Source organism: Rhizobium sp. 2MFCol3.1 (genome assembly GCF_000377565.1).
GTDB lineage: Bacteria > Pseudomonadota > Alphaproteobacteria > Rhizobiales > Rhizobiaceae > Rhizobium.
This window is the reverse complement of sequence record NZ_KB898361.1, coordinates 127150-153484: the sequence shown is the minus strand read 5'-3', so window position 1 is coordinate 153484 and position 26335 is coordinate 127150. Positions and strand designations below refer to the sequence as shown.

At 62.7% G+C, this 26335-nt stretch carries 29 protein-coding genes; 23 read left to right on the top strand and 6 right to left on the bottom strand.

Features of this window, described 5'->3' with window-relative positions; translation table 11 throughout:
• The 10 genes from D460_RS0118075 (at nucleotide 1) to D460_RS0118030 (ending at nucleotide 5973) form a co-directional block, all read left to right on the top strand.
• Nucleotides 1-582, top strand: a complete 582-nt coding sequence (locus tag D460_RS0118075; RefSeq protein WP_026283281.1) for a GNAT family N-acetyltransferase — start codon at nucleotides 1-3, stop codon at nucleotides 580-582.
• A gap of 15 nt (nucleotides 583-597) precedes the next feature.
• Entirely contained in the window at nucleotides 598-2043 is a 1446-nt protein-coding gene (lpdA, locus tag D460_RS0118070; RefSeq protein ID WP_018899985.1) for a dihydrolipoyl dehydrogenase, read from the top strand.
• A gap of 76 nt (nucleotides 2044-2119) precedes the next feature.
• Nucleotides 2120-2374, top strand: a complete 255-nt coding sequence (locus tag D460_RS0118065; protein ID WP_018899984.1) for a GlsB/YeaQ/YmgE family stress response membrane protein — start codon at nucleotides 2120-2122, stop codon at nucleotides 2372-2374.
• Between the two features lie 14 nt (nucleotides 2375-2388).
• Complete coding sequence (locus tag D460_RS0118060; protein WP_018899983.1) at nucleotides 2389-2637, top strand: GlsB/YeaQ/YmgE family stress response membrane protein; 249 nt, start codon at nucleotides 2389-2391, stop codon at nucleotides 2635-2637.
• 40 nt (nucleotides 2638-2677) lie between these two features.
• Nucleotides 2678-3652 (top strand): lipoyl synthase, encoded by a 975-nt coding sequence (gene lipA, locus D460_RS0118055; RefSeq protein WP_018899982.1) that lies wholly within the window; start codon nucleotides 2678-2680, stop codon nucleotides 3650-3652.
• Nucleotides 3653-3718: 66 nt separating this feature from the next.
• Nucleotides 3719-3943: a type II toxin-antitoxin system ParD family antitoxin gene (locus D460_RS0118050; RefSeq protein WP_018899981.1), complete on the top strand. Its 225-nt coding sequence runs from the start codon at nucleotides 3719-3721 to the stop codon at nucleotides 3941-3943.
• A gap of 48 nt (nucleotides 3944-3991) precedes the next feature.
• Complete coding sequence (locus D460_RS0118045; RefSeq protein WP_018899980.1) at nucleotides 3992-4288, top strand: HigA family addiction module antitoxin; 297 nt, start codon at nucleotides 3992-3994, stop codon at nucleotides 4286-4288.
• A 32-nt stretch (nucleotides 4289-4320) separates the two neighbouring features.
• Nucleotides 4321-4908: a hypothetical protein gene (locus D460_RS0118040; protein WP_018899979.1), complete on the top strand. Its 588-nt coding sequence runs from the start codon at nucleotides 4321-4323 to the stop codon at nucleotides 4906-4908.
• A gap of 42 nt (nucleotides 4909-4950) precedes the next feature.
• Nucleotides 4951-5520, top strand: coding sequence for a hypothetical protein (locus D460_RS0118035; RefSeq protein ID WP_018899978.1), 570 nt, complete (start codon nucleotides 4951-4953; stop codon nucleotides 5518-5520).
• 9 nt (nucleotides 5521-5529) lie between these two features.
• The gene (locus tag D460_RS0118030; protein WP_018899977.1) at nucleotides 5530-5973 is read left to right on the top strand and encodes a type II toxin-antitoxin system RatA family toxin; all 444 of its coding nucleotides are present in this window, start codon (nucleotides 5530-5532) and stop codon (nucleotides 5971-5973) included.
• A gap of 7 nt (nucleotides 5974-5980) precedes the next feature.
• On the opposite strand, the gene D460_RS0118025 is transcribed toward D460_RS0118030, so the two are convergent.
• Nucleotides 5981-6481, bottom strand: a complete 501-nt coding sequence (locus D460_RS0118025) for a CinA family protein (RefSeq protein WP_018899976.1) — start codon at nucleotides 6479-6481, stop codon at nucleotides 5981-5983.
• On the bottom strand, nucleotides 6478-7698 hold the full coding sequence (locus D460_RS0118020) for a bifunctional 2-C-methyl-D-erythritol 4-phosphate cytidylyltransferase/2-C-methyl-D-erythritol 2,4-cyclodiphosphate synthase (protein ID WP_026283280.1): 1221 nt from the start codon (nucleotides 7696-7698) through the stop codon (nucleotides 6478-6480). The genes D460_RS0118025 and D460_RS0118020 overlap by 4 nt, the downstream gene beginning before the upstream one ends.
• A 147-nt stretch (nucleotides 7699-7845) precedes the next feature.
• On the opposite strand from D460_RS0118020, the gene dusB reads away from it, so the two are divergent.
• From dusB to hflX, 7 genes are all read left to right on the top strand, one after another.
• A complete protein-coding gene (dusB, locus tag D460_RS0118015) occupies nucleotides 7846-8862 on the top strand; it encodes a tRNA dihydrouridine synthase DusB (RefSeq protein ID WP_037111587.1) in 1017 nt (338 codons plus the stop codon).
• Nucleotides 8859-10010, top strand: a complete 1152-nt coding sequence (locus D460_RS0118010) for a nitrogen regulation protein NR(II) (protein ID WP_018899973.1) — start codon at nucleotides 8859-8861, stop codon at nucleotides 10008-10010. Before dusB ends, D460_RS0118010 begins: the two co-directional genes overlap by 4 nt.
• Nucleotides 10007-11458, top strand: a complete 1452-nt coding sequence (ntrC, locus tag D460_RS0118005; RefSeq protein WP_018899972.1) for a nitrogen regulation protein NR(I) — start codon at nucleotides 10007-10009, stop codon at nucleotides 11456-11458. The genes D460_RS0118010 and ntrC overlap by 4 nt, the downstream gene beginning before the upstream one ends.
• Nucleotides 11459-11668: 210 nt before the next feature.
• Nucleotides 11669-13939, top strand: a complete 2271-nt coding sequence (locus D460_RS0118000; protein WP_018899971.1) for a PAS domain-containing sensor histidine kinase — start codon at nucleotides 11669-11671, stop codon at nucleotides 13937-13939.
• The gene (locus D460_RS0117995) at nucleotides 13929-15293 is read left to right on the top strand and encodes a sigma-54 dependent transcriptional regulator (protein WP_018899970.1); all 1365 of its coding nucleotides are present in this window, start codon (nucleotides 13929-13931) and stop codon (nucleotides 15291-15293) included. The genes D460_RS0118000 and D460_RS0117995 overlap by 11 nt, the downstream gene beginning before the upstream one ends.
• 241 nt (nucleotides 15294-15534) lie before the next feature.
• Nucleotides 15535-15777, top strand: a complete 243-nt coding sequence (gene hfq / locus D460_RS0117990; protein ID WP_018325164.1) for an RNA chaperone Hfq — start codon at nucleotides 15535-15537, stop codon at nucleotides 15775-15777.
• Nucleotides 15778-15853: 76 nt separating this feature from the next.
• Complete coding sequence (gene hflX, locus D460_RS0117985; RefSeq protein ID WP_018899968.1) at nucleotides 15854-17182, top strand: GTPase HflX; 1329 nt, start codon at nucleotides 15854-15856, stop codon at nucleotides 17180-17182.
• Between the two features lie 34 nt (nucleotides 17183-17216).
• On the opposite strand, the gene D460_RS0117980 is transcribed toward hflX, so the two are convergent.
• Genes D460_RS0117980 through D460_RS0117970 form a run of 3 tightly spaced genes read right to left on the bottom strand, consistent with a single transcriptional unit; the run spans nucleotide 17217 to nucleotide 19898 of the window.
• Nucleotides 17217-18446 (bottom strand): NAD(P)/FAD-dependent oxidoreductase, encoded by a 1230-nt coding sequence (locus D460_RS0117980; protein WP_037111603.1) that lies wholly within the window; start codon nucleotides 18444-18446, stop codon nucleotides 17217-17219.
• An 11-nt stretch (nucleotides 18447-18457) separates the two neighbouring features.
• Nucleotides 18458-19291: a nucleoside triphosphate pyrophosphohydrolase gene (gene mazG, locus D460_RS0117975; RefSeq protein ID WP_018899966.1), complete on the bottom strand. Its 834-nt coding sequence runs from the start codon at nucleotides 19289-19291 to the stop codon at nucleotides 18458-18460.
• A gap of 19 nt (nucleotides 19292-19310) precedes the next feature.
• Complete coding sequence (locus D460_RS0117970) at nucleotides 19311-19898, bottom strand: nucleoside deaminase (RefSeq protein WP_018899965.1); 588 nt, start codon at nucleotides 19896-19898, stop codon at nucleotides 19311-19313.
• 59 nt (nucleotides 19899-19957) lie between these two features.
• On the opposite strand from D460_RS0117970, the gene D460_RS36005 reads away from it, so the two are divergent.
• Genes D460_RS36005 through D460_RS0117945 form a run of 6 tightly spaced genes read left to right on the top strand, consistent with a single transcriptional unit; the run spans nucleotide 19958 to nucleotide 25357 of the window.
• The gene (locus tag D460_RS36005; protein WP_155947777.1) at nucleotides 19958-20158 is read left to right on the top strand and encodes a hypothetical protein; all 201 of its coding nucleotides are present in this window, start codon (nucleotides 19958-19960) and stop codon (nucleotides 20156-20158) included.
• A 2-nt stretch (nucleotides 20159-20160) separates the two neighbouring features.
• The gene (gene cysG / locus D460_RS0117965; protein WP_026283278.1) at nucleotides 20161-21597 is read left to right on the top strand and encodes a siroheme synthase CysG; all 1437 of its coding nucleotides are present in this window, start codon (nucleotides 20161-20163) and stop codon (nucleotides 21595-21597) included.
• A 2-nt stretch (nucleotides 21598-21599) separates the two neighbouring features.
• Nucleotides 21600-21914 carry a DUF2849 domain-containing protein gene (locus D460_RS0117960; protein ID WP_018899963.1) on the top strand — a complete coding sequence of 105 codons (315 nt, stop codon included), beginning with the start codon at nucleotides 21600-21602 and terminating at the stop codon, nucleotides 21912-21914.
• A gap of 8 nt (nucleotides 21915-21922) precedes the next feature.
• Nucleotides 21923-23596, top strand: a complete 1674-nt coding sequence (locus D460_RS0117955; protein ID WP_018899962.1) for a nitrite/sulfite reductase — start codon at nucleotides 21923-21925, stop codon at nucleotides 23594-23596.
• Nucleotides 23596-24108, top strand: coding sequence for a DUF934 domain-containing protein (locus D460_RS0117950; protein ID WP_018899961.1), 513 nt, complete (start codon nucleotides 23596-23598; stop codon nucleotides 24106-24108). Before D460_RS0117955 ends, D460_RS0117950 begins: the two co-directional genes overlap by 1 nt.
• Before the next feature lie 37 nt (nucleotides 24109-24145).
• Complete coding sequence (locus D460_RS0117945; protein WP_018899960.1) at nucleotides 24146-25357, top strand: UbiH/UbiF family hydroxylase; 1212 nt, start codon at nucleotides 24146-24148, stop codon at nucleotides 25355-25357.
• Here the strand turns inward: D460_RS0117945 and D460_RS0117940 are convergent.
• Complete coding sequence (locus D460_RS0117940) at nucleotides 25337-26287, bottom strand: AEC family transporter (protein ID WP_018899959.1); 951 nt, start codon at nucleotides 26285-26287, stop codon at nucleotides 25337-25339. The genes D460_RS0117945 and D460_RS0117940 overlap by 21 nt on opposite strands.
• Nucleotides 26288-26335 lie beyond the last annotated feature (48 nt).

Below are 26335 nucleotides of genomic sequence, written 5' to 3'. Positions count from 1 at the left end.
GTGGCGTCTTTCGTGACGCTGCGTCCCGCCACACGGGATGACGCGGCCGAACTGGCGATCCTCTCGGACATTGCCTCCCATGGCTTCGCCTCCTGGCTCTGGCTGGGTGAGCTCGGTGGTACCGGAAGCGATACGCCGATGGAGCTTGGCCGGCTGAAGATGCGTCAAGACGAAGGCTACGGCACATGGCGCCATGCGGTGCTGGCCGAAGCCTACGGAGAGACGGCGGGCGCGGCGATCGGTTACGCGCTGGGCGAGGACGTTGAGAGCATGGAGGTCGACCGCGTGGCTTTGCAGCCGGTGATCGACCTACAGAAGATGGTTGTTGGCAGCTGGTTCATTGCAACGCTCGGCGTCTATAGCCATCTGCGCGGCATCGGGATCGGCCGGGAAATACTGAAAGGTCAGATCGACAGGGCAGGGTCGCTGCCGGTCAGTTTGATCACCGCAAGCGACAATGAAGCGGCTCTGTCGCTTTACAAGAAGAATGGATTTTCGGAAGCGGCGCGTCAGAAGGCGATGTCTCTTTTCGAAAGCAGCAGGAAACACGAGTGGGTGCTTCTCACCCGCGACGCCCGATAACAAAGGCAGGAAAACATGGCTGAGAATTACGACGTCATCATCATCGGCTCCGGTCCCGGCGGCTATGTGGCCGCTGTGCGCGCCAGCCAGCTCGGTCTCAAGACCGCGATCGTCGAGCGCGAGCACCTGGGCGGCATCTGCCTGAACTGGGGCTGCATCCCGACCAAGGCACTGCTGCGCTCGGCCGAGGTGCTCGACCACGCCAACCACGCCAAGGACTACGGCCTCGTTCTCGAAGGCAAGATGAGCGCCGATGTGAAGGCAGTCGTCGCCCGCTCGCGCGGCGTTTCCGCCCGCCTCAACGGCGGCGTCGGCTTCCTGATGAAGAAGAACAAGGTCGATGTGATCTGGGGCGAAGCCAAGATCACCAAGCCGGGCGAGATCGTCGTCGGCAAGTCCTCCAAGCCCGTCGTCGAGCCGCAGAATCCGGTTCCGAAGAACGTCAAGGGCGAGGGCACCTACACCGCCAAGCACATCATCATCGCAACCGGCGCCCGTCCGCGCGCGCTGCCCGGCATCGAGCCGGATGGCAAGCTGATCTGGACCTATTTCGAAGCGATGAAGCCGGCAGCCCTGCCGAAGTCGCTGATCGTCATAGGCTCGGGCGCCATCGGCATCGAGTTCGCGAGCTTCTACCGCTCCATGGGAGTCGACGTCACGGTCGTCGAAGTCATGCCGACGATCATGCCGGTCGAGGACGTCGAAGTCACCGCGATCGCGCGCAAGCAGCTCGAGAAGCGCGGCATGAAGATCCTCACCAGCGCCAAGATCACCAAGGTCGAAAAGGCCGCTGATAGCCTCACGGCGCACGTCGAGACGGCTGACGGCAAGGTCCAGCAGATCACCGCCGACCGCATGATCTCGGCCGTGGGCGTCCAGGGCAACATCGAAAACCTCGGCCTCGAAGCCGTCGGCGTCAAGACCGATCGCGGCTGCGTCGTCATCGATGGCTACGGCAAGACCAACATCGCCGGCATCTACGCCATCGGCGACGTCGCCGGCCCGCCGATGCTCGCCCACAAGGCAGAGCACGAAGGCGTCGTCTGCGTCGAAAAGATCGCCGGCCTGCCGAACGTTCACGCCACCGACAAGGGCAAGGTCCCCGGCTGCACCTACTGCCATCCGCAGGTCGCCTCCGTCGGGCTGACGGAAGCCAAGGCCAAGGAAGCCGGCCGCGACATCCGCGTTGGTCGCTTCTCCTTCGCCGCCAACGGCAAGGCGATTGCGCTCGGCGAAGACCAGGGTCTCTGCAAGGTGATCTTCGACAAGAAGACCGGCGAATTGCTCGGCGCGCACATGGTCGGCGCCGAAGTCACCGAACTCATCCAGGGCTTCGTCGTCGCCATGAACCTGGAAACGACCGAAGAAGAACTGATGCACACCATCTTCCCGCATCCGACGGTTTCCGAAACCATGAAGGAAGCGGTTCTGGATGCTTATGGTCGCGTCCTCAACGCTTGATAATTTTCTTCGCCGCTCTCTATGACGGATTGAACCACGTTCAATCGCGGACTGGAAAAAGCGAAAGGAAATCATCATGTCTATGGGTACGCAGGCACTCGTCATCTTCCTCCTGATCGGTTTGGTCGCGGGGTTCCTCGCCAGCCTGATCGTTGGCGGAGGCGGATTGATACGGTGCCTGCTCAGCGGCATCATCGGCGCGTTCGTCGGAGGCTTCCTCTTCAACGCGCTGGGGATCAACCTGGGCATAGACAGCGCCATCGTGGTGCAGATCATTCACGCCACGGTCGGCGCCATCATCGTGGTGTTGATCGCAAGGGCGATAGCTTGAGGGGATAGGACTGCATGGAAGGTGTGGGCTGGATTACGGCGATCATCGTCGGCGGCTTGGCGGGCTGGCTCGCGGGCATTTTGATGGGCATACGCTTCGGCGTTTTTATGAACATCGTCATCGGCATCGTCGGTGCTGTCATCGGCAGCGCGATCTTTGCCCGCGCCGGCATCTATGTCGCCAGCGGTTGGCAGGGTTACCTTGTGACGGGTTTCATCGGCTCTTGTATCTTGCTATTTCTGGCAAAACTCGTCAGACGCTGACGAAGAAGGCCGCTTCCGGCGGTTTGAAGGCAGGTTATTGATGGTAACTATTCTCGACAGGATCAATCCAAGCGCTGAAAAGCGCGTGCGGCACCCGGAAAAGGCGCATCGCCCGGACACGGAAGTCATGCGCAAGCCGGACTGGATCCGCGTCAAGGCGCCGACCTCCAAGGGCTACGCCGAAACCCGCTCGATCGTGAAGGAGCACAAGCTCGTCACCGTCTGCGAGGAAGCCGGCTGCCCGAATATCGGCGAGTGCTGGGACAAGAAGCACGCCACCTTCATGATCATGGGCGAGATCTGTACGCGCGCCTGTTCCTTCTGCAATGTCGCGACCGGCAAGCCGAACGCGCTCGACATGGCCGAGCCCGAGAGCGTGGCGAAGGCCGTCAAGGAGATGGGCCTCAGCCACGTGGTCATCACGTCAGTTGACCGCGACGATCTGGAAGACGGCGGCGCCGAGCACTTCGAGAAGGTGATCTGGGCGATCCGCGCGGCATCGCCGACGACCACGATCGAAATCCTGACGCCCGACTTCCTGAAGAAGCCCGGTGCACTGGAGCGTGTCGTCGCCGCCAAGCCGGACGTCTTCAACCACAATATGGAAACCGTTCCGGGCAACTATCTCACCGTCCGTCCCGGCGCGCGCTACTTCCACTCCGTTCGCCTGCTGCAGCGGGTGAAGGAACTCGACCCGACCATGTTCACCAAGTCGGGCATCATGGTTGGCCTCGGCGAGGAGCGCAACGAAGTGCTGCAGCTGATGGACGACCTGCGCGTCGCCGACGTCGACTTCCTGACGATCGGCCAGTACCTGCAGCCGACCCGCAAGCACCACGCGGTGATGAGCTACGTCACGCCCGAGGAATTCAAGTCCTACGAGACGGTCGCCTACACCAAGGGTTTTCTGATGGTCGCCTCCAGCCCGCTGACCCGCTCCTCGCACCACGCCGGCGACGACTTCGCCCGTCTGCGCGCGGCGCGCGAGAAGAAGCTGCTGGTGGCTGCGGAGTAAGACGGTTCTCTTGGCGGGCCTGCTGTGCCATGATCGGCGGCAGGCAATGCAGCAAAGGAACACGTCATGCCCACGGTAACCGTGACGGTGTCGGATGAGATGAAGGTCTGGCTGGAAAAGCAGGCCTCCGCCGGCAGCTATGCCGATGCGTCCGACTACGTCCGCGATCTCGTTCGCCGCGACCAAGAGCGCGCTACCAAGATCGCCAACATGCAGGCTCTTGTCGATGAAGGGCTGGCGAGCGGCGTCTCCGACGAAACCATGGATGACATTCTGCGGTCGCTGCACTAGGTGATAGGACGAGCACTGCGTCGTACACGCACGAATGAGGAGACGCGGATGCAGATCATTCCTGTCGACCCCATCCATCCCGGTGAAATCCTCAAGGAGGATTTCCTGAAGGAATACGGCATCTCCGCCTACAAGGCGGCGGAGGATATAGGAATTCCGCGCACGCGGATCGAACGGGTCCTGCGCGGCGAAAACGGCATTACCGCAGACACGGCGTTGCGTCTGTCCCGCTATTTCAACAACAGCCCGGAATTCTGGCTCAATCTGCAGCGCACCTATGACCTTGCGGTCGCGCGTCGGACCGCCGGCGACCTCAGCGGGATCACCCCCGTCCAGGCGGCCTGACCCTCCCCGCAATCAGACAAGAGGCCATCGTATTGCAACAACCGAAGCATCGGCTGAACGTCACCGATCTCGGTGAGGCGGCAGAATTCCTGAAGCGCGCCGACCGCATCGTCATCTTTGGCTCATCCGGTGGCGGCAAGAGCACGCTGGCGCAGAAGCTCGCGCGCATCCTCGGCGTCCGCTACGTCTCCATGGACCGCGAGGTATTCTGGCTTCCAAGCTGGGTGTCGAGACCGAGGCCGGAACAGCGCGAGATCATCGCCAGGATCGTTGCCGAGGAGCGCTGGATCATCGACGGCAATAATCCGAGGACGCTCGATCTCAGGCTGCCACGCGCCGATGTGATCCTGTGGGTGAGGGTGTCGCGCTGGCTCTGCCTGTGGAGCATCTTCAAGCGCGGTATCGTCTATCGCGGCAGGACACGGCCCGATATGGCGCCTGGATGCCTGGAACAGTGGCCGGACCGGGAGTTCATGTCCTATGTCTGGAATTTCGAGAGGGACGATGTGCCCGAATTCATGGAAGGCATCCGCCTGCATGGGCCTGATGTACCACTCGTCGAACTGAAGAGCAGGGCGCAGATGAGACAGCTGCTTCAGCGCCTCGAAGCCATCGGCTAGGATGACAGCCTGATTCGGTCTTTGCTTGCGGGAGGGAAAGACATGCCGAACTTCGTCACCGATATCGCCAGTGCCGCCAACCTCGTCAGCCGCGCCGACCGCATTCTGGTGATCGGCTGCTCCGGTGGCGGCAAGACCACGCTGTCAAAACGCCTCGGCGCGCGGCTCGGCGTGCGGCATATATCCATGGACCGCGACTTCTATTGGCTGCCCGGCTGGGTGAAACGGCCGAAGGCCGAGGAGCGCGAGATGATCGCCACCGCCGTCGCTGAAGAGCGGTGGCTGATGGACGGCACCGGCGCATCGACCTTCGATCTCAGGATGCCGCGCACCGATATGGTGCTTTGGGTGCGGCTGCCGCGCTGGCGTTGCCTGCTCGGTGTCACCACAAGGTGGCTTCGCTGGCGGGGCAGGGCGCGGCCGGAGATGGCGCCGGGTTGCCCGGAAAGGCTGGATGGCGAGTTCCTGACCTATATCTGGAATTTCGAGCGACGGTGGGCGCCGCTCATCCTTGCGGGCATCGAGCGATACAAGCCCGATGTGCCCGTCCTTCAGTTGAAATCGCACCGTGAAATGCGCCGCCTTCTTGATCTTCTTGGCGCGCCCGCTTAACTGCCGGTCATGCCTCAGTTCGAAACGCACCGCCCCGTCCCGCATTCCGCAGACCAGATGTTCGATCTCGTTGCCGATGTCGAGAAATACCCGCAATTCCTGCCGCTTTGCGAAGGGCTTGCGATCCGCAGCCGCAAGGAGCGCGATGGCAAGGTCCTGCTCATCGCCGACATGACGGTCGGCTACAAGGCGATCCGCGAGACCTTCACGACGCAGGTGCTGCTCAACAAGGCCGAGCGCGTCATCGACGTCAAATACATCGACGGCCCTTTCAAGTACCTCGACAATCGCTGGCGCTTCGAAGACACGGCGTCGGGCTCCAACGTGCATTTCTTCATCGATTACGAGTTCAAGAGCCGCATTCTCGGCGCCTTGATGGGCTCGATGTTCGATCGCGCCTTCCGCATGTTCACCGAAGCCTTCGAAACGCGCGCCGGCAAGATCTACAGCTGAGCGAAACTCACTGGGGTCCGAGCCGCCGGATCATCGCCAGCGCCGTCCGGACGGTGGCGAGACGAACTTCGCCACGGCCGATATCGCCATAGAGCATCTTGTTGTGAATGAGGTCACCGTGGCGTGACTTGGCGGCGAGGTGCACGAGGCCAACAGGCTTTTCCGCCGATCCGCCGCTTGGCCCGGCAATACCCGTGACCGCGACGGCGATCGATGCGCGCGAGCGGAAGAGGGCGCCATGCACCATCTGCCGCGCCGTCTCTTCCGACACGGCGCCGAAATGCGCAAGCGTCGCTTCCTGGACGCCCAGCATCTCCATCTTCGCGGTGTTCGTATAGGTGACGAAGCCGCGGTCGACGACCGCCGACGAGCCCGAGATTTCCGTGAGTGCGCCGGCAATCAGCCCGCCCGTGCATGATTCCGCCGTCGACACCATCAATCCCGCCGCTCCGAACGTCCTCACAATGGCTTCGGCCTCGGATAGGATATCGGCGGGAAAGAGGCTCATTGGCTGATCTCCTGATAGACGACGGTGGCGGTGGCGATGGCGGCGATCCCCTCGCGGCGACCGACGAAGCCGATCGTCTCGTTGGTCGTCGCCTTGACCGAGCAGCGGTCGATCGAGATGCCGAGGAACTCGGAAAGCATGGCGCGCATCGTGTCGCGGTGCGGCCCGACCTTCGGCGCTTCCGCAATCAGCGTCACGTCGGCGTTCATGATGGTGCCGCCGCGCTCGCGCACGATCTTGGCCGCATGCTCGATGAAGATGCGCGAAGGAGCGCCCTTCCATTGCGGGTCCGACGGCGGGAAGTGGTCGCCGATATCGCCGGCGCCACAGGTGGCAAGCAGCGCGTCCGTCAGCGCATGCAGCGCCACATCAGCATCCGAATGGCCCTTGAGCTTCTGGTTGTGCGGAATGAACACGCCACAGAGCGTCACGCCGTCGCCGGCCTCGAGCTGGTGCACGTCGTAGCCGTTGCCGGTGCGCACATCGGGAAGGCGTGTGCTGGAAAGTCTCTGGTCGGCCATTGCGATATCACGCCTCACTGTCAGTTTTACATTGTCGGCCATGCCCTCGACGATCGTCACGGGATGGCCGGCCCATTCGGCGATCGCCGCGTCGTCGGTAAAATCGTTGCGATCGGCCGCTGCCGCCTTCTCATGCGCGGCAAGGATGATGCCGAAATCGAAGGATTGCGGCGTCTGCGCCGCATAGAGCTGCGCGCGGGGGACGGTCTCGACCACGATGCCGGATTGATCGGCGCGCTTCAGCGTATCGGCAACCGGCATGGCCGGTAGCACGGCAGGCGCGCCCTCAGCCAGCGCGGCCGCGACGCGTTCGAGCAGATCGTGATCGAAGAACGGCCGCACGGCATCATGAATCAGGACGTGGGTGATCCCCTTGTCCTTCAGATGCCGAAGCCCCGAGAGCACTGATTGTTGGCGCGTCGAGCCGCCATGGACAGTGGCGATCGGCAGCTTGGAAGTCACACCAGCGGTTGCCTTCGCAAATAACGCTTCGTCATCGGCGTGAATCACGGCGACGATCTCAGTTGCTGCGGGCCATGTCGCGAAAAGTTCGAGCGTGTGGGCAATGACGGGCCGGCCACCGATCCGGCGATATTGCTTTGGGCCTTCAACGGATGCGCCGGCGCGCTCGCCCCGGCCTGCGGCCACCACGATAATTCCGATCGATATCGGTTGCTTTTGATGCATTTGCGGCATAAATCCCCAAAAAGCAGAATTTCTGGAGGTGCTCTAACGGCTTGGCGCACCGAATTCCAGCATCTGCCCGAAAAATATCAATTCGGGCACTTCCCCCTTGGCAAGTCTTTTAAATCTGTCTAAAAATAGTGCACCTGCTTAGCGTGCCTGAAAGATAATCAGTTGTCTGACATACACCTCGCATCTCCTTTGTGCATCGGAACCGTTGCGGTGCGCAACCGTATCGTGCTGGCGCCCATGTCCGGCGTCACCGATATGCCGTTCCGTCAATTGGCTTGGCGCCATGGCGCGGGGCTGGTGGTGACCGAGATGGTGGCCAGCCGCGAACTCGTCAACGACACCGAGCAATCCTGGGCGCGGCTGAAGACCGCCGGCTTCAATCCGCACATGGTTCAGCTTGCCGGTCGCGAAGCGCACTGGATGGCGGAAGGCGCGAAGATCGCCGCCGCGCACGGTGCCGATATCATCGACATCAACATGGGATGCCCTGCGAAGAAGGTGATCGGCGGCTATTCCGGCTCGGCGCTGATGCGCGACCCGGACCACGCGCTCGGCCTCATTGAGGCGACCGTCAAGGCTGTCGATGTTCCCGTGACGCTGAAGATGCGGCTTGGCTGGGACGAAAATTCGATCAACGCCCCCGAAATCGCAAAGCGTGCGCAGGAGGCCGGTGTTCAGCTGGTGACGATCCACGGTCGCACGCGCATGCAGTTTTACGAAGGACGCGCCGATTGGGATGCGATCCGCGCCGTGCGCGATGTCCTCACCATTCCGCTGGTCGCCAATGGCGACGTTGAAACGGTGGAGGATGCCCATGAAATCCTGCGCCGCTCCGGCGCCGACGCCGTGATGATCGGCCGTGGCTGCCAGGGACGCCCGTGGCATGCCGGCGTGCTCGCCGGCGCCGATGAGCCTCAGCCATGGGAGATCGCCGATATCGCCGTCGAACATTATCGCATGATGCTCGATTTTTACGGCGAAGCGGTCGGCGTTCGTCATGCGCGCAAGCATCTCGGCTGGTATATGGAGCGCTTCGCACCGTCGGTGTCGGCAAACGACAAGGCGGCGATCATGACCGCGCGCGACCCACGCGAGGTCTCGCAACGATTCCACGATGCCCTGGTCGCGGCGGCAGACAATACAGATGCCCGGGAGGCTGCATGACAAACGACGCGTCGCTATCATCTGCCCATGCCGGCAGTGCCGTCGCCATGGCCGTTCTCAACGCCATCCAGAACCCCGTTATCATGGTCGATGATGCCGGGCTTGTGGCCTTTGCCAACTGGGAGGCGGAAGCCTTCTTCGGGGCCAGCGCCTCGCATCTGGCGCGTTACAAGATCTCGACCTTCATTCCCTTCGGCAGCCCGCTTCTCGCACTGATTGATCAGGTGCGCGAGCGTCGCGCTCCGATCAACGAATATCGCGTCGATCTGAGTTCGCCGAGACTCGGCCAGGACAAGCTCGTGGACATCTATGTGGCACCGGTGACGAGCGAGCCGGGCTCCGTCGTCATCGTTTTCCAGGAACGCTCGATGGCCGACAAAATCGACCGGCAGCTGACGCATCGCGCCGCCGCCCGTTCGGTCACCGGTCTCGCGTCCATGCTGGCGCATGAAATCAAGAACCCGCTCTCGGGGATTCGCGGCGCCGCCCAGCTGCTCGAGCACTCGGCAACCGACGATGACCGCGCGTTGACAAGGCTGATCTGCGACGAGACCGACCGCATCGTCTCGCTGGTCGACCGCATGGAGGTCTTCTCCGACGAGCGTCCAGTCGACCGTGTGCCTGTCAATATCCATTCCGTGCTTGATCATGTGAAGGCGGTGGCCAAGGCGGGCTTTGCGCGTCACATCAAGATCACCGAGAACTACGACCCCTCGCTGCCGTCGGTCTACGCCAACCGCGACCAGCTGGTGCAGGTCTTCCTCAATCTCGTCAAGAACGCCGCCGAGGCGATCGGCGACCGGCCGGATGGCGAGGTCGTGCTGACGACCGCCTATCGTCCCGGCATCCGCCTTTCGGTCGCGGGAACCCGCGAGAAGATCTCGCTGCCGCTGGAGTTCTGCGTGCAGGATAACGGCCCTGGCGTGCCGTCCGATCTCCTGCCGCATCTGTTCGACCCCTTCATCACCACCAAGACCAACGGCAGCGGGCTCGGCCTTGCGCTGGTGGCCAAGATCATCGGTGATCATGGCGGCATCATCGAATGCGACAGCCAGACCAACAAAACCACATTCCGCGTGCTCATGCCTGCCTCCAAGGACGCATCGCTTGAGGACGCAACTATAACCCCCACAGGACCTTCTCGATGACAGCAACGATCCTCGTCGCGGATGATGATGCGGCAATTCGTACGGTGCTTAATCAGGCCTTGAGCCGCGCCGGATATGACGTGCGTATCACCTCGAACGCCGCCACCCTGTGGCGCTGGGTTTCAGCCGGCGAGGGCGACCTCGTGGTCACCGACGTCGTCATGCCCGACGAGAATGCCTTCGACCTGCTTCCGCGCATCAAGAAGGCCCGCCCGGATCTGCCGGTGTTGGTCATGAGCGCGCAGAACACCTTCATGACGGCGATCAAGGCCTCGGAGAAGGGTGCCTACGACTATCTGCCCAAGCCCTTCGATCTGACCGAACTAATCGGCATCATCGGCCGCGCGCTGTCCGAGCCGAAGCGGAAGCCGGCAAAGGTCGAGGACGACGTGCAGGACGGCATGCCGCTGGTTGGCCGCTCGGCCGCCATGCAGGAAATCTACCGCGTTCTCGCGCGTCTGATGCTGACCGACCTGACGCTGATGATCACCGGCGAATCCGGCACCGGCAAGGAGCTGGTCGCCCGCGCGCTGCATGACTACGGTAAGCGCCGCAACGGTCCCTTTGTGGCGATCAACATGGCCGCGATCCCGCGCGACCTGATCGAATCCGAGCTGTTCGGCCATGAAAAGGGTGCCTTCACCGGCGCCCAGACCCGCTCCACTGGCCGCTTCGAGCAGGCCGAGGGCGGCACGCTGTTCCTCGATGAAATCGGCGACATGCCGATGGATGCGCAGACGCGCCTGCTGCGCGTGCTGCAGCAGGGCGAATACACCACCGTCGGCGGCCGTACCCCGATCCGCACCGACGTGCGCATCGTTGCCGCCACCAACAAGGACCTGAAGCAGGCGATCAACCAAGGCCTCTTCCGCGAGGACTTGTACTACCGCCTCAACGTCGTGCCGCTGCGCCTGCCGCCGCTGCGCGACCGCGCTGAAGATATTCCCGATCTCGTCCGTCACTTCGTCCAGCAGGCGGAGAAGGAAGGTCTCGGCACCAAGCGCTTCGATCAGGAAGCCCTCGATCTGATGAAGGCTTATGCTTGGCCGGGCAACGTGCGCGAGCTGGAGAACCTCATCCGCCGCCTGATGGCACTTTATCCACAGGATGTGATCACCCGCGAAATCATCGAATCCGAGCTCCGCTCCGACGTTCCTGATAGCCCGATCGAGAAGGGGCCGATCCGCAATGGCAACATGACCATTGCGCAGGCTGTTGAAGAAAACATGCGGTCCTACTTCGCGACGTTCGGCGATAATCTGCCGCCTCCGGGCCTTTATGACCGCGTTTTGACCGAGATGGAGTATCCTCTCATCCTTGCAGCGCTTACGGCCACGCGCGGCAACCAGATCAAGGCCGCCGACCTGCTGGGTCTCAACCGCAATACCTTGCGCAAGAAGATCCGCGAACTCGGCGTATCCGTCTACAGAAGCTCCCGCACCGCTTGACGCCCTGCAACGCTTGACAATGTGACGCGATGCGTTGCATTTTCGCCACATTGCGTTGCCAATAAGTCACGCAAGGGGTTTGTGTTCCTACGGTCAGTTCTGCGTCCGAAGATCCTGCTCGACGATGGACGAGCGGGAGATCGAGCGCGGTCTTCACCCTGACCCATGGACGGCGGCGAAATGCGTTTCGCCGCGTGGAGAGTTAAACGAATGAAGCAGGATGCGTTGCCGCCGGCGGCGGAGGGCGAAGCAGTTACCACGGTAACGGATCGCCGCGCGCTGTTTGCTCTTCCCGGTCTCGTGCTTGCCGGGGGCGCGCTCCTCTGCGCGACGATGACGCTCTTCGTGCTGCTCGGCCTGACGCCGATCGCGCCGACATCGCCTGTCGTCATCACCTCCGTCGTCGTCAATTCCTTCTTCGTGCTCGGCCTTATGGCGCTGATCGGCCGCGAGGTCTCGCGGCTTCTTAAGGCGCGCAAGCGTGGCCGCGCCGCGGCACGTCTGCATATCCGTATCGTCGTGCTCTTCTCGATCGTGGCGATCACGCCCGCGATTCTCGTTGCCCTCTTCGCCAGTATCACGCTGAACGCCGGTCTCGACCGCTGGTTCGCGCTCAGAACGCAATCGATCGTCAGTTCCTCCCGCAATATCGGGCAGGCCTACATGATGGAGAATGCGAGCTATCTGCAGGGCCAGACGGTCTCGATGGCCAACGACCTGGAGCGCAATCGCCAGCTGTTCAATCTCGATCGCACCGGCTTTGCCGAGCTGATGACGCGTCAGGCGAGGGGACGCGGCCTGCTCGGCGCCTTCTTGGTGCAGGCGGATGGTACCGTCATCACGCAGGCCGATATCAAGACCGAGAAACCGCTGCCGGCGATCCCGCAGGACGCCCTGAACAAGGCCTCGGCCGGCCAGCCGACACTCATTCCGCCGGGTGTGACGAACCTTGTCGGCGCCATCATCAGGCTCGAATCCATCGACGGCGCCTTCCTCTACACCGTGCGCGCGGTCGACCCCAAGGTCATGACCGCAATGCGGATGATGGAGGAGAACGCTACCGAATACAGGTCGATGGAGGCGGGGCGTTTCTCGCTGCAGATCGCCTTCGCCATCCTCTATGTCGGCTTCGCGCTGATCGTGCTGCTCGCCGCCATCTGGACGGCCATCGCCGTCGCCGACCGTATCGTCCGGCCGATCCGCCTGCTGATCACCGCGGCCGACAGCGTCGCATCCGGCAATATGGACATCGTCGTGCCCGTCCATGCCGTCGATGGCGACGTCGCCAACCTGTCGCGCACCTTCAACAAGATGATCTCGGAGATCCGCACCCAGCGTGACGAGATCCTCGAAGCGAAGGACGAGGTGGACGACCGCCGCCGCTTCATCGAAGCCGTTCTCTCTGGCGTCACCGCCGCCGTCATCGGCGTCGAGCATGATCGCCGGGTCACCATCGTCAACAGTTCGGCCGAGACGCTGATGGCGCTCGATGCTGGCGACATGCTCGGCAAGCAGCTGTCCGAAATCGCGCCTGAGGTTGACCAGGTCCTCACCGAAGCGGCTTCGCGCTATCGCGGCGATTTCCGCAAGCAAATCGCGCTGGTGCGCGCTGGCACCGTGCGCACGCTGAGCGTCCAGGTGACGCGCGAGGAAGTGCGCGACATGAGCGAATCCTATGTCATCACGCTCGATGACATCACCGATCTCGTCATCGCCCAGCGCTCGACCGCCTGGGGCGACGTGGCGCGCCGTATCGCCCACGAAATCAAGAACCCGCTCACGCCCATCCAGCTGTCGGCCGAGCGCATCCAGCGCCGCTATGGCAAGCAGATCAACCAGGACGACCGTGGCGTCTTCGATCAGTGCACCGAGACGATCATCCGTCAGGTCGGCGATATAGGCCGCATGGTCGACGAGTTCTCCTCCTTCGCGCGCATGCCGAAGCCCATCAAGGAGCCGAGCGACCTGCGCAAGATCCTGCACGACGCGGTCTTCTTGCGCGAAATGGGTAATAGCCACGTCGCCTTCCTGCAGGAGTTCGGCGATGCGCCGCTTGAGGGGCAATTCGACAGCCGCATGCTGGGCCAGGCCTTCGGCAATCTCATCAAGAACGCGGTGGAAGCGATCGAGGCCGTGCCGGCCAACGAGCGCGACGAGCGCAAGGTGCTGGTGCGCGCATCGCTCGACCAGCCGCGTGATCGCTTCACCGTCGATATCATCGACAACGGACGCGGTCTGCCTGTCGAGAACCGGCACAGCATCTTGGAACCTTATATGACGATGCGCGAGAAAGGGACCGGTCTCGGCCTCGCTATCGTGAAGAAGATTATTGAAGAACATGGCGGACAGCTCGAACTGCATGACGCACCCGCTGATTTTGACCAGGGAAGAGGGGCCATGATCCGCGTGCATCTGCCACGCCTGGAGCAATCGCCCGCCGCCTCGGCCGCAAGTGACAAGGAAAATGCATATGGCCTCTGATATTCTGGTCGTCGACGACGAACACGACATCCGCGAGATCGTCTCCGGCATTCTCTCCGACGAGGGCCACGAGACCCGCACCGCGCACGACAGCGACAGCGCGCTTGCCGCGATTTCGGACCGTGCGCCGCGGCTGATCTTCCTCGATATCTGGATGCAGGGCAGCAAGCTCGACGGTCTGGCGCTGCTGGATGAAGTCAAGGCGCGCCATCCCGATATTCCCGTCGTCATGATCTCCGGCCACGGCAACGTCGAGACCGCCGTCTCCGCCATCAAGCGCGGCGCTTTCGATTTCATCGAAAAGCCCTTCAAGGCCGATCGTCTGATCCTGATTGCCGAGCGTGCGCTGGAAAACTCCAAGCTCAAGCGCGAGGTCTCCGAGTTGAAGCGCAAGGCCGGCGATCCGGTCGAGCTGATCGGCACCTCCGTTGCCGTCTCGCAGCTGCGCCAGACGATTGAGAAGGTCTCGCCGACCAACAGCCGCATCATGATCCTCGGCTCCTCCGGCTCCGGCAAGGAGCTGGTCGCGCGGATGATCCACAAGAAGTCGTCGCGCGCGAGTGGCCCCTTCGTTGCCATCAACGCCGCCAACATCACGCCCGACCGCATGGAAGTGGCGCTGTTCGGTACCGAAGGTTCGCCCGGCCAGGCCCGCAAGATCGGTGCGCTTGAGGAAGCCCATCGCGGTATTCTCTATCTCGATGAGGTCGGCGAAATGCCGCGCGAGACGCAGAACAAGATCCTGCGCGTGCTGGTCGATCAGCAGTTCGAACGCGTCGGCGGCTCCAAGCGGGTGAAGGTCGATGTGCGCATCGTGTCGTCCACGGCTTACAATCTCGAAAGCCGCATCGCCGAGGGCTGGTTCCGCGAGGATCTCTATCACCGCCTCGCCGTAGTGCCGGTCAAGGTGCCGTCGCTGGCCGAACGTCGCGAAGACATCCCGTTCCTCGTCGATCAGCTGATGCGCCAGATTTCCGAACAGGCCGGCATTCGTCCGCGCCGCATCGGGGACGATGCGATGGCGGTCCTGCAGGCCCACGACTGGCCGGGCAATATCCGCCAGCTGCGCAACAACATCGAACGCCTGATGATCCTCGCCCGCTCCGACGGTCCGGATGCGCCGATCACCGCCGAGATGCTGCCGACGGATCTCGGCGACATGCTGCCGAAAGTATCGGCGAAGAACGACTACCACATCATGACGCTACCGCTGCGCGAAGCGCGTGAGATGTTCGAGAAGGATTATCTGATTGCCCAGATCAATCGATTCGGCGGCAATATCTCGCGCACCGCCGAGTTCGTCGGTATGGAGCGTTCGGCGCTGCACCGCAAGTTGAAGTCACTCGGCGTCTGATCAAGGGTGTAATCGGTAGCCGGCGTGTCTTTTCGATGCGCGGGCAGGGCGGCGGCAGGGCCTGAGGCGATCTGCCGCCGCATAAAATTAGACAGGCCTTTTTCGCCGTTGCGGAAAAGATTGCGATTTGATACCAAAGGCTTTCCGGGCAGCAGGGATGAGGGTTGTCGGCTGTCTGATGGAAAAATAAGAAGTATTTTACCGGCACGTGAAGGCCGGCAATAAAGAAAGAATCGGCGCGATGGCGGAACGTTCTCAAAACCTGCAGGACTTATTTCTCAATACTGTTCGCAAGCAAAAGATTTCCCTGACTATATTTCTGATTAACGGTGTGAAGCTGACCGGCGTTGTTACGTCGTTCGACAACTTCTGCGTTCTGCTGCGCCGTGACGGCCATTCGCAACTCGTGTATAAGCACGCGATCTCGACCATCATGCCCGGCCAGCCGATGCAGATGTTCGAAAGCGAAGAATCCGCTTCCTGACAGGACAGACGTCATCTCGACACGTGATACCAAGAATGATTCGATCATCCCGGAAGCTGTGAAGCACCGGGATGACATGCGCGCGACCGTCGTCGTTCCCGTGCTCAAGCAGGCACGCGGCAGCCGCGGCAGTGCCGACACCATCACCACGACCCGCACGCCGGAAAGCCGCCTCGAAGAGGCGACCGGACTGGCGCAGGCGATCGATCTCGATGTGGTCAAGGGCACCATCGTCACCGTCAGCGAGCCGCGTCCGGCGACGCTGATGGGCACCGGCAAGATCCAGGAGATCAAGGACAGCCTTGATGAGACCGATTCCGGCCTCGTCATCGTTGATCATCCGCTGACGCCGGTTCAGCAGCGCAATCTCGAGAAGGAATGGAACGCCAAGGTCATCGACCGCACGGGCCTCATTCTCGAAATCTTCGGCCGCCGCGCCTCCACCAAGGAAGGCACGCTGCAGGTCGATCTCGCCCATCTCAACTACCAGAAGGGCCGGCTGGTTCGCAGCTGGACCCACCTTGAGCGCCAGCGCGGTGGTGGTGGCTTCATGGGTGGTCCGGGTGAGACCCAGATCGAAGCCGACCGCCGCATGCTGCAGGATCGCATCATCAAGCTCGAGCGCGAGCTGGAGCAGGTGGTCCGCACCCGCCAGCTGCATCGCGCCAAGCGCCGCAAGGTACCGCATCCGATCGTGGCGCTGGTCGGCTACACCAACGCCGGCAAGTCGACGCTGTTTAACCGTATCACCGGCGCCGGCGTTCTGGCCGAAGACATGCTGTTTGCGACGCTCGATCCGACGCTGCGCCGCATGAAGCTGCCGCATGGCCGCACCGTCATCCTGTCCGATACCGTCGGCTTCATCTCCGACTTGCCGACCCACCTGGTCGCCGCCTTCCGCGCGACGCTGGAAGAGGTACTGGAAGCAGACCTCGTTCTGCACGTCCGCGACATGGCAGATGAGGACAACCAGGCGCAAAGCGCCGACGTCTTGCGCATCCTGAAGGATCTCGGCATCGACGAGGCCGAGGGCGAAAAGCGCATCATCGAGGTCTGGAACAAGATCGACCGGCTCGAGCCGGAAAACCACGAAGCGATCGTCCAGAAGGCCGAAGGCGCCCGCAATGTCGTGGCCGTCTCCGCTGTCACGGGCGAGGGCGTCGATGCGCTGATGGAAGAGATCAGCCGCAGACTGTCCGGCGTGCTGACGGAAACAACCGTCGTGCTCCCGGTCGACAAGCTGGCCTTGCTGCCATGGCTTTACGATCACGCCATCGTCGACAGCCGCGAAGACAACGAGGATGGATCGGTCACGCTCGATCTCAGGCTGTCTGAAACGGAAGCCGTCGAACTTGAACGCCGGCTTGGCAATACGACCAGGCCGAAGGAAGACTGGGAGCGCTGATCAGGCGCTCCTGTTCTCTATGTTTGGCGTTCGGTTAGACCAGCGCGTCCTGATCCTGCACCGCGACTTTCTTCTCTGAAACAAGCCGATCGAGTTCGATCCGTCCAACCGGATCGAGCAGCTCACCTGTGACCAGCGTGGTGATCAGGCTGCGCACCAGCGGTAGCTTGGTCGCCGGGCCAATCATGATGTCGCGGCTGAAAGGCAGCACTGAACTGTCTGATTGATAGAATGGCGTCAGGATACGGCTGAGCAGCTGATAGAAGCGGATATGGATCTGCCGCTGTTTCAGATGACGCTCGATTGCCTCTCCGACCGTTGCCGCGCGGCAAAGCGCCGAAGCGAGAGACGCCGCGTCGAGCAGCGCCATGTTCGCTCCCTGGCCAAGCTGCGGGCTTGTTGCATGCCAGGCGTCGCCGATCTTCAGCACGTGCTTCCCCGCAACTGGCGCGCGGGTCAGATGCCGGTAGCGCGCGTGCACCGGCTCGGCCACGGCGGCAAGCGCTTCCGCTTCCGGCCAGAAGGATCGCACCGCGTCGATCCAGGCCTCGCGCCCGGCGGCCCGCCATGCCTCGAAATCCTTGTTCCGGATGCTCCAGAAGAACGTCGCCATTGGAGCCGCTCCATCGCGCGCGGTGCCGACAGGCAGCACGCCGGCCATCTGGCTTGCTTTCTTGTAGCGTTGCTCCAGCTCGTCTTTGCGGAAGATACCATGCTCTGGCCAGGGAACAGTCGCCCAAAGCGCCCCATAGCCGAGTTCGGTGGCGGCCTTCGCCGCGACCGGCGAGTTGGCGCCCATGGCATCGATGGCGAGATCGGCGGTCGCTGTGCGTATGCCGCTGTCGAGGATCAGGCGCGGCGCGCTGCCCGCCTCGATGTCGGTCACCCGTGATGATGTCTCGAACCGCACTCCGGCATTGATCGCAGCCTCAAGCAAGAGGTCGAACAGGGCGACGCGCTGGATGGCGATGCCGTAGGCGCCCGGACGATAGCCGACGTCGAGCACGGTCCGGCCATTGCCGGACAGGCGCCCATGCATGCGGCTGATGCGGGCGCCGCGTGCCTCGACCTGGGCAAGCAGACCCATGCGCGACAGAACCGCAGCCCCGGTCGGCTGCAGCACGAAGCCGGAGCCGACGGGCTGCGGCGCGCTCATCTGGTCGTAGATGGTCACGCGGGCGCCACGGCTTGCAAGCAGTGCTGCCAACGACAGGCCACCAACGCCGGCGCCTGCAATCGCGATGTCGAGCGTTTCAAGCTTCATGCCGCGACCCGTCAATCCAGCTGTCGCTCGATGGCCTTGGCGGCTTGCCAGAGATCTTCCATCCGCTCCAGCGTCGCGGCCTCCAGCGTTTTACCTTCCGCTTCAAGAGACGTTTCTATATGGTTGAAACGGCGTCGGAACTTGGTATTCGTTCCGCGCAGGGATTGCTCCGGATCAGCCTTCACGTGGCGGCCGATATTGACCACGGCGAAGATCAGGTCGCCGAGTTCATCGCTCACCTTGGCTCGGTCGCCCGAGGCCAGCGCTTCCCTCAATTCGCCGATCTCCTCCTCGATCTTGTCGAGAATGGGCTCCGGCGCCGACCAGTCAAAACCGACCTTGGCGGCACGTTCCTGCAGCTTCAGCGCTTCCGTCAGCGCCGGAAAGCTGCGCTGCACGGAGCCGAGGAAACCGGCCTTGAAATCCTCCGAGATGCCCCGCGCGGCCCGGCGCTCGGCGCGCTCGCGCTTTTCCGCCTGCTTGATGTCGTCCCACTGCTTCTTCACCGCGTCGGGCGTATCCGCGTCGGAGCGGGCGAAGACATGCGGATGGCGGCGGATCATCTTAGCCGTGATCGCCTCGACGACATCGCCGAACGAAAACTCGCCGGCCTCCTCGGCCATGCGGGCATGGAACACGACCTGCAGAAGCAGATCACCGAGCTCGTCGCAGAGATCGTCCATGTCGTCGCGCTCGATCGCGTCCGAGACCTCATAAGCCTCCTCGATAGTATAGGGCTTGATCGTCTCGAAAGTCTGGACGATGTCCCAGGGGCAACCGGTCTCGGGATTGCGAAGGGCTGCCATGATCTCGATCAGGCGCGAAATGTCTTTGGAGGCTTCCATCGTGTTCTGGTCGCTCGCGTCAGTTCAACGGAATATCGTTGTCGCCCTTGGACGACTGGTAGCTTTCGGAAAGCGCGTCGTAGCGCCCCTTGATCCGCGCCGTCTGCGCCTTCAGCTCGGCCTTCTTGGCGTCGCCCTCGGTTTCGACCAGATCGGCGATGGCGAAGCTGTTCCAGAAGGCGTTGCTGCGACGGTAGCCGCCGGGCTCGAGCCCGAACACTTCCTTGAGGATCTTCAGGTCGTGCGGGATCGCGAAGGCGTCGCGGGAATCCTCGTGGCTGAAGAAGTAATAGAAATTGTCGAAGCCGGCCCAGGTGATCGCCGACATGCACATGGTGCAGGGTTCATGGGTCGAAAGGAAGATCAGGTCCTTGGTGGCGGGCTTTTCGCCCAACTCATAGAAGCGCTTCAGCGTGTGCACTTCGCCGTGCCAGAGCGGGTTTTCCAGCTCGTTGTTGGTCTCGGCGACCACGAGCGAAAGGTCCGACTTGCGCAGGATCGCGGCGCCGAAGACCTTGTTGCCGAGGCCGACGCCGCGTTCGGTCATCGGCAGGATATCGCTCTCCATCACATCGAGCAGGCGGGCGGCAATCGTGGTGTCGGACATGGTGTTCTCCTTGTTGCCGGCACTTTATCGCCGGTGCTGCGCGAGGCAAACGAGGATTCTTGGCCGCGCCTGAATTTGTCACAGGCTTTGTGCCGCGTTGCAGCGTGATTCATCGTGCCACGCGCGCCGCATCGGTGAGTTTTGCTCAAATCATTGACATGCCGGGTAAAACAATACGCGGTCCTAGCGGGTTTGGAATTTATGTTTCTTCATTTGGCTGGTCCGGTGGTGCATATTCCGGCAACTTCGAAATGGATTGATGATGCCTTCCAAGAGTGAGCAACTGTCGGTTTTTCCTGCCTTCGTTCGTGTCGAAGGCAAGATCGCGGCTGTCTTCGGCAATGGCGATGAAGCCTTTGCCAAGGTGCGCCTGCTGTCGAACACCAAGGCCCGGATCGTCGCCTACACGGATCGCCCCGAGGCCGATTATCACGCCCATCTGATCGCCAACCGCATCGAGACCGTGCGCTCGGCCTTCGCGCCTGAGCAGGTTGACGGCGCAACGCTGGTCTTCGCGGCCACGGGCGATGCCGCCGCCGATCGCGCCATCGTCGACGCCGCGCGCGCCGCCAAGGTCCCGGCCAATGCCGTCGATCAGCCCGACTACTGCGATTTCTACACCCCGGCGCTCGTCAACCGCGCGCCTGTCGCGGTTGCCATCGGCACGGAAGGGGCAGGGCCCGTTCTCGCGCAGATGATCCGCGCCCAGGTCGATCAGCTGCTGGCGCCGTCGCTTGGCCGTTTGGCGGAACTGGCCGTCAGCTATCGCGGTCGCGTCGAGCATGCGCTTGAGAAGGGCGCTACGCGTCGTCTGTTCTGGCGCCGTTTCTTCTCCGGCGCGGTTGCCGATGCTGTCTCAAACGAAAACATGCCGCAGGCACAACGCCTTGCTGACGAGCTGTTGCTTTCCGCCGACAAGGCCGAAGGCCGCATCTGGCTGGTCGGCGCCGGTCCGGGTGCCGCCGATCTCCTGACGCTGCGCGCCCAGCGCGTGATGATGGAAGCTGATGTCATCGTCTATGACGCATTGGTGCCCCAGGAAATCGTCGACATGGGCCGCCGCGATGCGGAGCGCCTCTCGGTCGGCAAGCGCAAGGGCTGTCATTCCAAGTCGCAGGAGGAGATCAACGACCTGCTGGTCTATCTCGGCCGCGAGGGCAAGCGCGTCGTTCGCCTGAAGTCGGGCGATCCGTTGGTCTATGGCCGCGCCGGCGAGGAGATGGCCGCTCTGCGCGCCGCCGGTATCGCCTATGAAGTCGTCCCCGGCATCACCTCTGCTTTCGCCGCCGCCGCCGATTTCGAACTGCCGCTGACGCTGCGCGGCGTTGCCTCGTCGCTGGTCTTCACGACGGGCCACGATCTGACCGGCGATGTGCTTCCCGATTGGGCGAGCCTTGCCGTATCGGGCGCCACGATCGCCGTGTACATGGGCCGCACCGTCGCCGCATCGGTTGCCGAGCGGCTGATGCGCGCCGGCATCGCGCCGGAAACGACGGTCGCCGTCATCGAGAACGCCAGCCGCGCCGATCGCCGGCTGCTGCATGGTACGCTGCGCGATCTGCCCGATCTGCAGAACCGAGATGAACTCACCGGACCTGTCATGGTCATCATCGGCGACGCCGTTGCGGGCGCCAATTTCGAACTGTCCGAACCGCTGGTGCGTGCACGCGCCCGGTCCGATGAACTGCTAAGGAGCTGACTATGGGAGACAAGGTTCTGACCGCCAACAGGCTGACCGACGGCATCGCCGTCTGGCTCGATGCCAACGGCACCTGGGTGACGTCGCTGCAGGATGCGCTGGTCGCGCGCCATGCCGAGGCCGTTACCGCGCTGGAGGCGATCGGCAAGAAGTCCTACGCCGATAATCTGGTCGTCGATGTCGCCGTGGTTGACGTGCAGGAGACCGATGGTGTTCTCTGGCCGCTGCGCCTTCGCGAGCGCATTCGTGCACAGGGTCCGACCATGGAATACGCGCCGGGCTACAAGCCCGCCGATCCCGCATTCATTGCAGTCTGAGGAATACGATGTACCGTTACGACGAATTTGACCACGCCTTTGTCGCCGAGCGCGTCGCGCAGTTCCGCGATCAGGTTGAGCGCCGTCTGTCCGGCGAGCTCGCCGAGGATGCGTTCAAGCCGCTGCGCCTTATGAACGGCGTCTATCTTCAGCTGCATGCCTACATGCTGCGCATCGCCATTCCCTACGGCACGCTGAACTCCAAGCAGATGCGCATGCTAGCCCATGTCGCGCGCACCTATGACCGCGGCTACGGCCACTTCACTACCCGCCAGAACCTGCAGTTCAACTGGCCGAAACTGTCGGACATGCCCGACGTGTTGGCAGAGCTTGCCACCGTCGAGATGCACGCCATCCAGACCTCGGGCAACTGCATCAGAAACGTCACCGCCGACCACTTCGCCGGTGCCGCCGCCGATGAAGTTGCCGATCCGCGCCCATACGCCGAAATCCTGCGCCAGTGGTCGTCCGTCCATCCGGAATTCTCCTTCCTGCCGCGCAAGTTCAAGATCGCCGTCACCGGCGCCGAGCGCGACCGCGCCGCGATCCAGGTTCACGACATCGGCCTGCATCTGAAGAAGAACGACAAGGGCGAGATCGGCTTTGCCGTCTATGTCGGTGGCGGCCAGGGCCGTACGCCGATGATCGCCAAGCTGATCAAGGACTTCCTGCCGGAAGAGGACCTGCTGTCCTACACCACCGCCGTCATGCGCGTTTATAACCTGCACGGCCGCCGCGACAACAAGTACAAGGCCCGCATCAAGATCCTCGTCCACGAAACGGGCGCCGAAGAACTTGCCCGCCAGGTCGAGGTCGAGTTCGCGGCTCTGAAGGACACCGAACTGAAGCTTCCTGAAGCCGATGTCGCCGCCATCACCGCCTATTTCGCGCCGCCGGCTCTGCCGCAGCGTGCCGAAGGCTGGGAAAACCTCGCCCGCTGGAAAAAGGCCGATCCGGCGTTCTCGCGCTGGGTCCACCAGAACGTCCAGCCGCACAAGAACCCCGATTACGGCATGGTGACGATCTCGCTGAAGCCGATCGGCGGCATTCCCGGTGACGCCTCCGACAGCCAGATGGATGCGGTCGCCGATATCGCCGAGGAATACGCCTTCGACGAAATCCGCGTCAGCCATGAGCAGAACCTGATCCTGCCGCATGTGGCACTGGCCGATCTCGAAAGCGTCTATCGTGGCCTGGTCGCCATCGGTCTTGCCGAAGCCAATGCCGGCTTGATCACGGATATCATTGCCTGTCCCGGCTTGGACTACTGCGCGCTCGCCAATGCGCGCTCCATCCCTGTCGCGCAGGAAATCTCGAAGCGTTTCGGTAATCCCGAGCGCCAGGCCGAAATCGGTGAGCTGAAGATCAAGATCTCCGGCTGCATCAACGCCTGCGGCCACCACCATGTCGGCCATATCGGTCTGCTGGGTGTCGAGAAGAAGGGCGCCGAGCTCTATCAGATCACGCTCGGCGGTTCCGGTGACGAGCACACCTCGATCGGCGAAATCATCGGCCGTGGCTTCGAGCCGGAGAAAGTGACGGATGCGATCGAGAAGATCGTCGACACCTATCTCGGCCTGCGTAACGATCCGTCCGAGATATTCCTCGATGCCTACCGCCGCGTTGGTCCGCAGCCGTTCAAGGATGCGCTCTACGGTGATTCCAAGGCGGAGGCTGCGTGATGACCAAGATCTGGAGAGAAACCGGCTTCGTCGAGAACGACCCGTGGGTCATCGAGACCGAAGAGGTGAAGGCGGGCGAGGGGCAGAAGCCTCTGCTGAGCCTCGAGGAACTGGTGGCCAAGGCCGACGAGAGCAACGAAGTCGGCTTCGGCGTGCTGATCAAGCCCGCCGACGACGTGCGCAAGCTCGAGCCCTATCTCTATCGCCTTGAGTTGGTGGCGGTGGCGTTTCCTGCTTTCAACGACGGCCGCTCTTTCAGCCATGCATCGCTGCTGCGCGAGCGTCTCGGCTACACCAACGAACTGCGCGCCGTCGGCGATGTCCTGATCGACCAGGTGCCTTTGATGCTGCGTTGCGGCATCGATAGCTTCGCGGTGACCAACGAGACTGCGATAAAGCGTCTCACCGAAAAGCGCCTGCCGGAGATTCCGCATTATTATCAGCCGACTGCGCGTGACGCGGAGCCGGGCAAGAGCTATAGTTGGCGCCGTCAGGCGAAGCCGGCGGCATAAGGCCGGCTCGCCGTTTCAGAATTTGCGGAACGGTGCAATGAAGACTTTCGAAATCGCGGTGATCGGCGGCGGACTGGCCGGCATGATCGCCGCAATCGCCCTTGGACGCGGCGGACGCAACGTTGCACTCGTTGCGCCGCCGGCCCCAAGGGAAGACCGCCGGACGACGGCGCTGATGGATCAGTCGATCCGCTTCATGGACCGGCTGACGCTCTGGGAGCGCCTGCGGCCGTCATCCGCGCCGCTTTCGACCATGCGCATCATCGACGGCACCAACCGGTTGCTGCGCGCCCCGACCGCGACCTTCCGCGCCGCCGAAGTCGGGCTCGAAGCCTTCGGCTACAATTTTCCCAACAAGGCATTGATGGAAGTGCTGGAAGCGGCCGCGGCCGCCGAGGGCAACATCACCCGCTTCACCGCCTTCGCCGATGCGATCGATGTCACCGAAGACGCCGTCTCCATCTCGCTCGACAATGGCGAGACGCTCACCGCCGATTTCGCGATCGGCGCCGATGGCCGCAAGTCGAAGCTGCGCGAAACCGTTGGTATCGACGTCAAGAAGTGGTCCTATCCGCAGTCGGCCATGGTGCTGAACTTCCAGCATTCCCTGCCGCACGAAAACATCTCCACCGAGTTCCACACGGAAAACGGCCCCTTCACCCAGGTGCCACTCCCCGGCAACCGCTCCAGCCTCGTCTGGGTACAGAGCCCGTCGGATGCTGAGACGCGCAGCGAGCTTTCGCTGGCCGAGCTAAGCAATGTCGTCGAGGAACGCATGCAATCGCTGCTCGGCGAGGTGACGGTCGAGGAGGGGGTGCAGATCTGGCCGCTGTCGGGCATGATGGCGCATCGCTCGGGCAAGGGCCGGGTAGCGCTGATCGGCGAGGCCGCGCACGTGTTTCCGCCCATCGGCGCGCAGGGGCTGAACCTCAGCTTGCGCGACGTCATGGCGTTGACCGACATCCTCTGCGACCGGCCGGAACTGCCGATCTCCAAGGACGCCGGCAGTCAGTTCGATCGCAAACGCCGCGTCGATATCATGACCCGCACGGCGAGCGTCGATGTGCTGAACCGCTCGCTTCTATCCGATTTCCTGCCGATGCAGGTGCTTCGCGCAGCAGGTCTGCATATCCTGGCCGCCGTGCCGCCGTTCCGCAGCATGGTGATGCGCGAGGGTGTCGAGCCCGGGCGCGGCCTGCGCGCGATCCCGGATGCGATCAAGGAACATCTACGTCGGAAGAAAGCCTGACTTCATCGCGATCAGGAACAGCGACACGGTCACCACGGATAGCGTCGTGGTGATCAGAATCGTGGCCGACGCCCGTTCCTGCCAGACGCCGTAGAGCTGACCGATGACGAAGACATTGGTCGCCGTCGGCAGGGTGGCGAGCAGGACGGCGGCGTAAATCCACACCGGATCGAAGCCGCCCACGGTCGTCAGCGCAAGGTAGACCACAATTGGGTGGATGATCAGCTTGGCCGGGACGATGTAGCTGATTTCAACCGGAATGCGCCGCATCGGCCTCAGCGCCAGAGTCACCCCCATGGCAAACAGCGCGCAGGGAGCGGCAGCCTGCGCGAGATAATCGATAAAGCGCTGGAAGGCCGCCGGCTGCGGTATCTCGAAGCCGGCCGCGACGAAACCAAGCGCGGTCGACAAGATGAACGGATGCAGCGCAACCTTCCGCGCGATATCGAACACCAGCCGTCCGCGCGAACGTTTGTCGTCGCCTGACGCCGCCATCATCGCAGGCGCGACGATGAAGTGGACGGCATTTTCGATGCAGACGATCAATGCCACGGGCACGGCGGCCCCTTCACCGAGCGCGATCAGCGCAAGACCGGGACCCATGTAGCCGATATTGCCGTAGGAGCCGGCAAAGGCCTGGATCGTGCTATCGGCAAAGGAGTTGCGGCGCAGGAAGCGGCCGATCAGAAACATCGCGATGAACATCGAATAGGTGGCGGCCAGATCCGTGACGATGAAATCGATCCGCGTCAGATCCTCGAACGGAGTGCGCGACACCAGCTTGAAATAGAGTGCGGGCAGGGCGGCATAAACGATAAAGGTGTTCAGCCACCCCATCGCCTCGGCCGGTTGCTTGGTGACCTTGGCCGCGATGAAGCCAATGAGGATCAGGCCGAAGAACGGCAGGAGAAGACTGACGATGTCGGCCAAGGGGCATTCCAGTGCTGGGGCCGATCTGGCGCGATAGGCGGCCAATAC

What these genes read in the sequence shown, in the direction of transcription:
- lpdA (WP_018899985.1), top strand. Translation starts at nt 598, where the DNA reads ATGGCTGAGAATTACGACGTCATCATCATCGGCTCCGGTCCCGGCGGC.
- D460_RS0118065 (WP_018899984.1), top strand. Translation starts at nt 2,120, where the DNA reads ATGTCTATGGGTACGCAGGCACTCGTCATCTTCCTCCTGATCGGTTTG.
- D460_RS0118060 (WP_018899983.1), top strand. Translation starts at nt 2,389, where the DNA reads ATGGAAGGTGTGGGCTGGATTACGGCGATCATCGTCGGCGGCTTGGCG.
- lipA (WP_018899982.1), top strand. Translation starts at nt 2,678, where the DNA reads ATGGTAACTATTCTCGACAGGATCAATCCAAGCGCTGAAAAGCGCGTG.
- D460_RS0118050 (WP_018899981.1), top strand. Translation starts at nt 3,719, where the DNA reads ATGCCCACGGTAACCGTGACGGTGTCGGATGAGATGAAGGTCTGGCTG.
- D460_RS0118045 (WP_018899980.1), top strand. Translation starts at nt 3,992, where the DNA reads ATGCAGATCATTCCTGTCGACCCCATCCATCCCGGTGAAATCCTCAAG.
- D460_RS0118035 (WP_018899978.1), top strand. Translation starts at nt 4,951, where the DNA reads ATGCCGAACTTCGTCACCGATATCGCCAGTGCCGCCAACCTCGTCAGC.
- D460_RS0118030 (WP_018899977.1), top strand. Translation starts at nt 5,530, where the DNA reads ATGCCTCAGTTCGAAACGCACCGCCCCGTCCCGCATTCCGCAGACCAG.
- D460_RS0118025 (WP_018899976.1), bottom strand. Translation starts at nt 6,481, where the DNA reads ATGAGCCTCTTTCCCGCCGATATCCTATCCGAGGCCGAAGCCATTGTG.
- D460_RS0118020 (WP_026283280.1), bottom strand. Translation starts at nt 7,698, where the DNA reads ATGCCGCAAATGCATCAAAAGCAACCGATATCGATCGGAATTATCGTG.
- D460_RS0118010 (WP_018899973.1), top strand. Translation starts at nt 8,859, where the DNA reads ATGACAAACGACGCGTCGCTATCATCTGCCCATGCCGGCAGTGCCGTC.
- ntrC (WP_018899972.1), top strand. Translation starts at nt 10,007, where the DNA reads ATGACAGCAACGATCCTCGTCGCGGATGATGATGCGGCAATTCGTACG.
- D460_RS0118000 (WP_018899971.1), top strand. Translation starts at nt 11,669, where the DNA reads ATGAAGCAGGATGCGTTGCCGCCGGCGGCGGAGGGCGAAGCAGTTACC.
- D460_RS0117995 (WP_018899970.1), top strand. Translation starts at nt 13,929, where the DNA reads ATGGCCTCTGATATTCTGGTCGTCGACGACGAACACGACATCCGCGAG.
- hfq (WP_018325164.1), top strand. Translation starts at nt 15,535, where the DNA reads ATGGCGGAACGTTCTCAAAACCTGCAGGACTTATTTCTCAATACTGTT.
- hflX (WP_018899968.1), top strand. Translation starts at nt 15,854, where the DNA reads ATGCGCGCGACCGTCGTCGTTCCCGTGCTCAAGCAGGCACGCGGCAGC.
- D460_RS0117980 (WP_037111603.1), bottom strand. Translation starts at nt 18,446, where the DNA reads ATGAAGCTTGAAACGCTCGACATCGCGATTGCAGGCGCCGGCGTTGGT.
- mazG (WP_018899966.1), bottom strand. Translation starts at nt 19,291, where the DNA reads ATGGAAGCCTCCAAAGACATTTCGCGCCTGATCGAGATCATGGCAGCC.
- D460_RS0117970 (WP_018899965.1), bottom strand. Translation starts at nt 19,898, where the DNA reads ATGTCCGACACCACGATTGCCGCCCGCCTGCTCGATGTGATGGAGAGC.
- cysG (WP_026283278.1), top strand. Translation starts at nt 20,161, where the DNA reads ATGCCTTCCAAGAGTGAGCAACTGTCGGTTTTTCCTGCCTTCGTTCGT.
- D460_RS0117960 (WP_018899963.1), top strand. Translation starts at nt 21,600, where the DNA reads ATGGGAGACAAGGTTCTGACCGCCAACAGGCTGACCGACGGCATCGCC.
- D460_RS0117955 (WP_018899962.1), top strand. Translation starts at nt 21,923, where the DNA reads ATGTACCGTTACGACGAATTTGACCACGCCTTTGTCGCCGAGCGCGTC.
- D460_RS0117950 (WP_018899961.1), top strand. Translation starts at nt 23,596, where the DNA reads ATGACCAAGATCTGGAGAGAAACCGGCTTCGTCGAGAACGACCCGTGG.
- D460_RS0117945 (WP_018899960.1), top strand. Translation starts at nt 24,146, where the DNA reads ATGAAGACTTTCGAAATCGCGGTGATCGGCGGCGGACTGGCCGGCATG.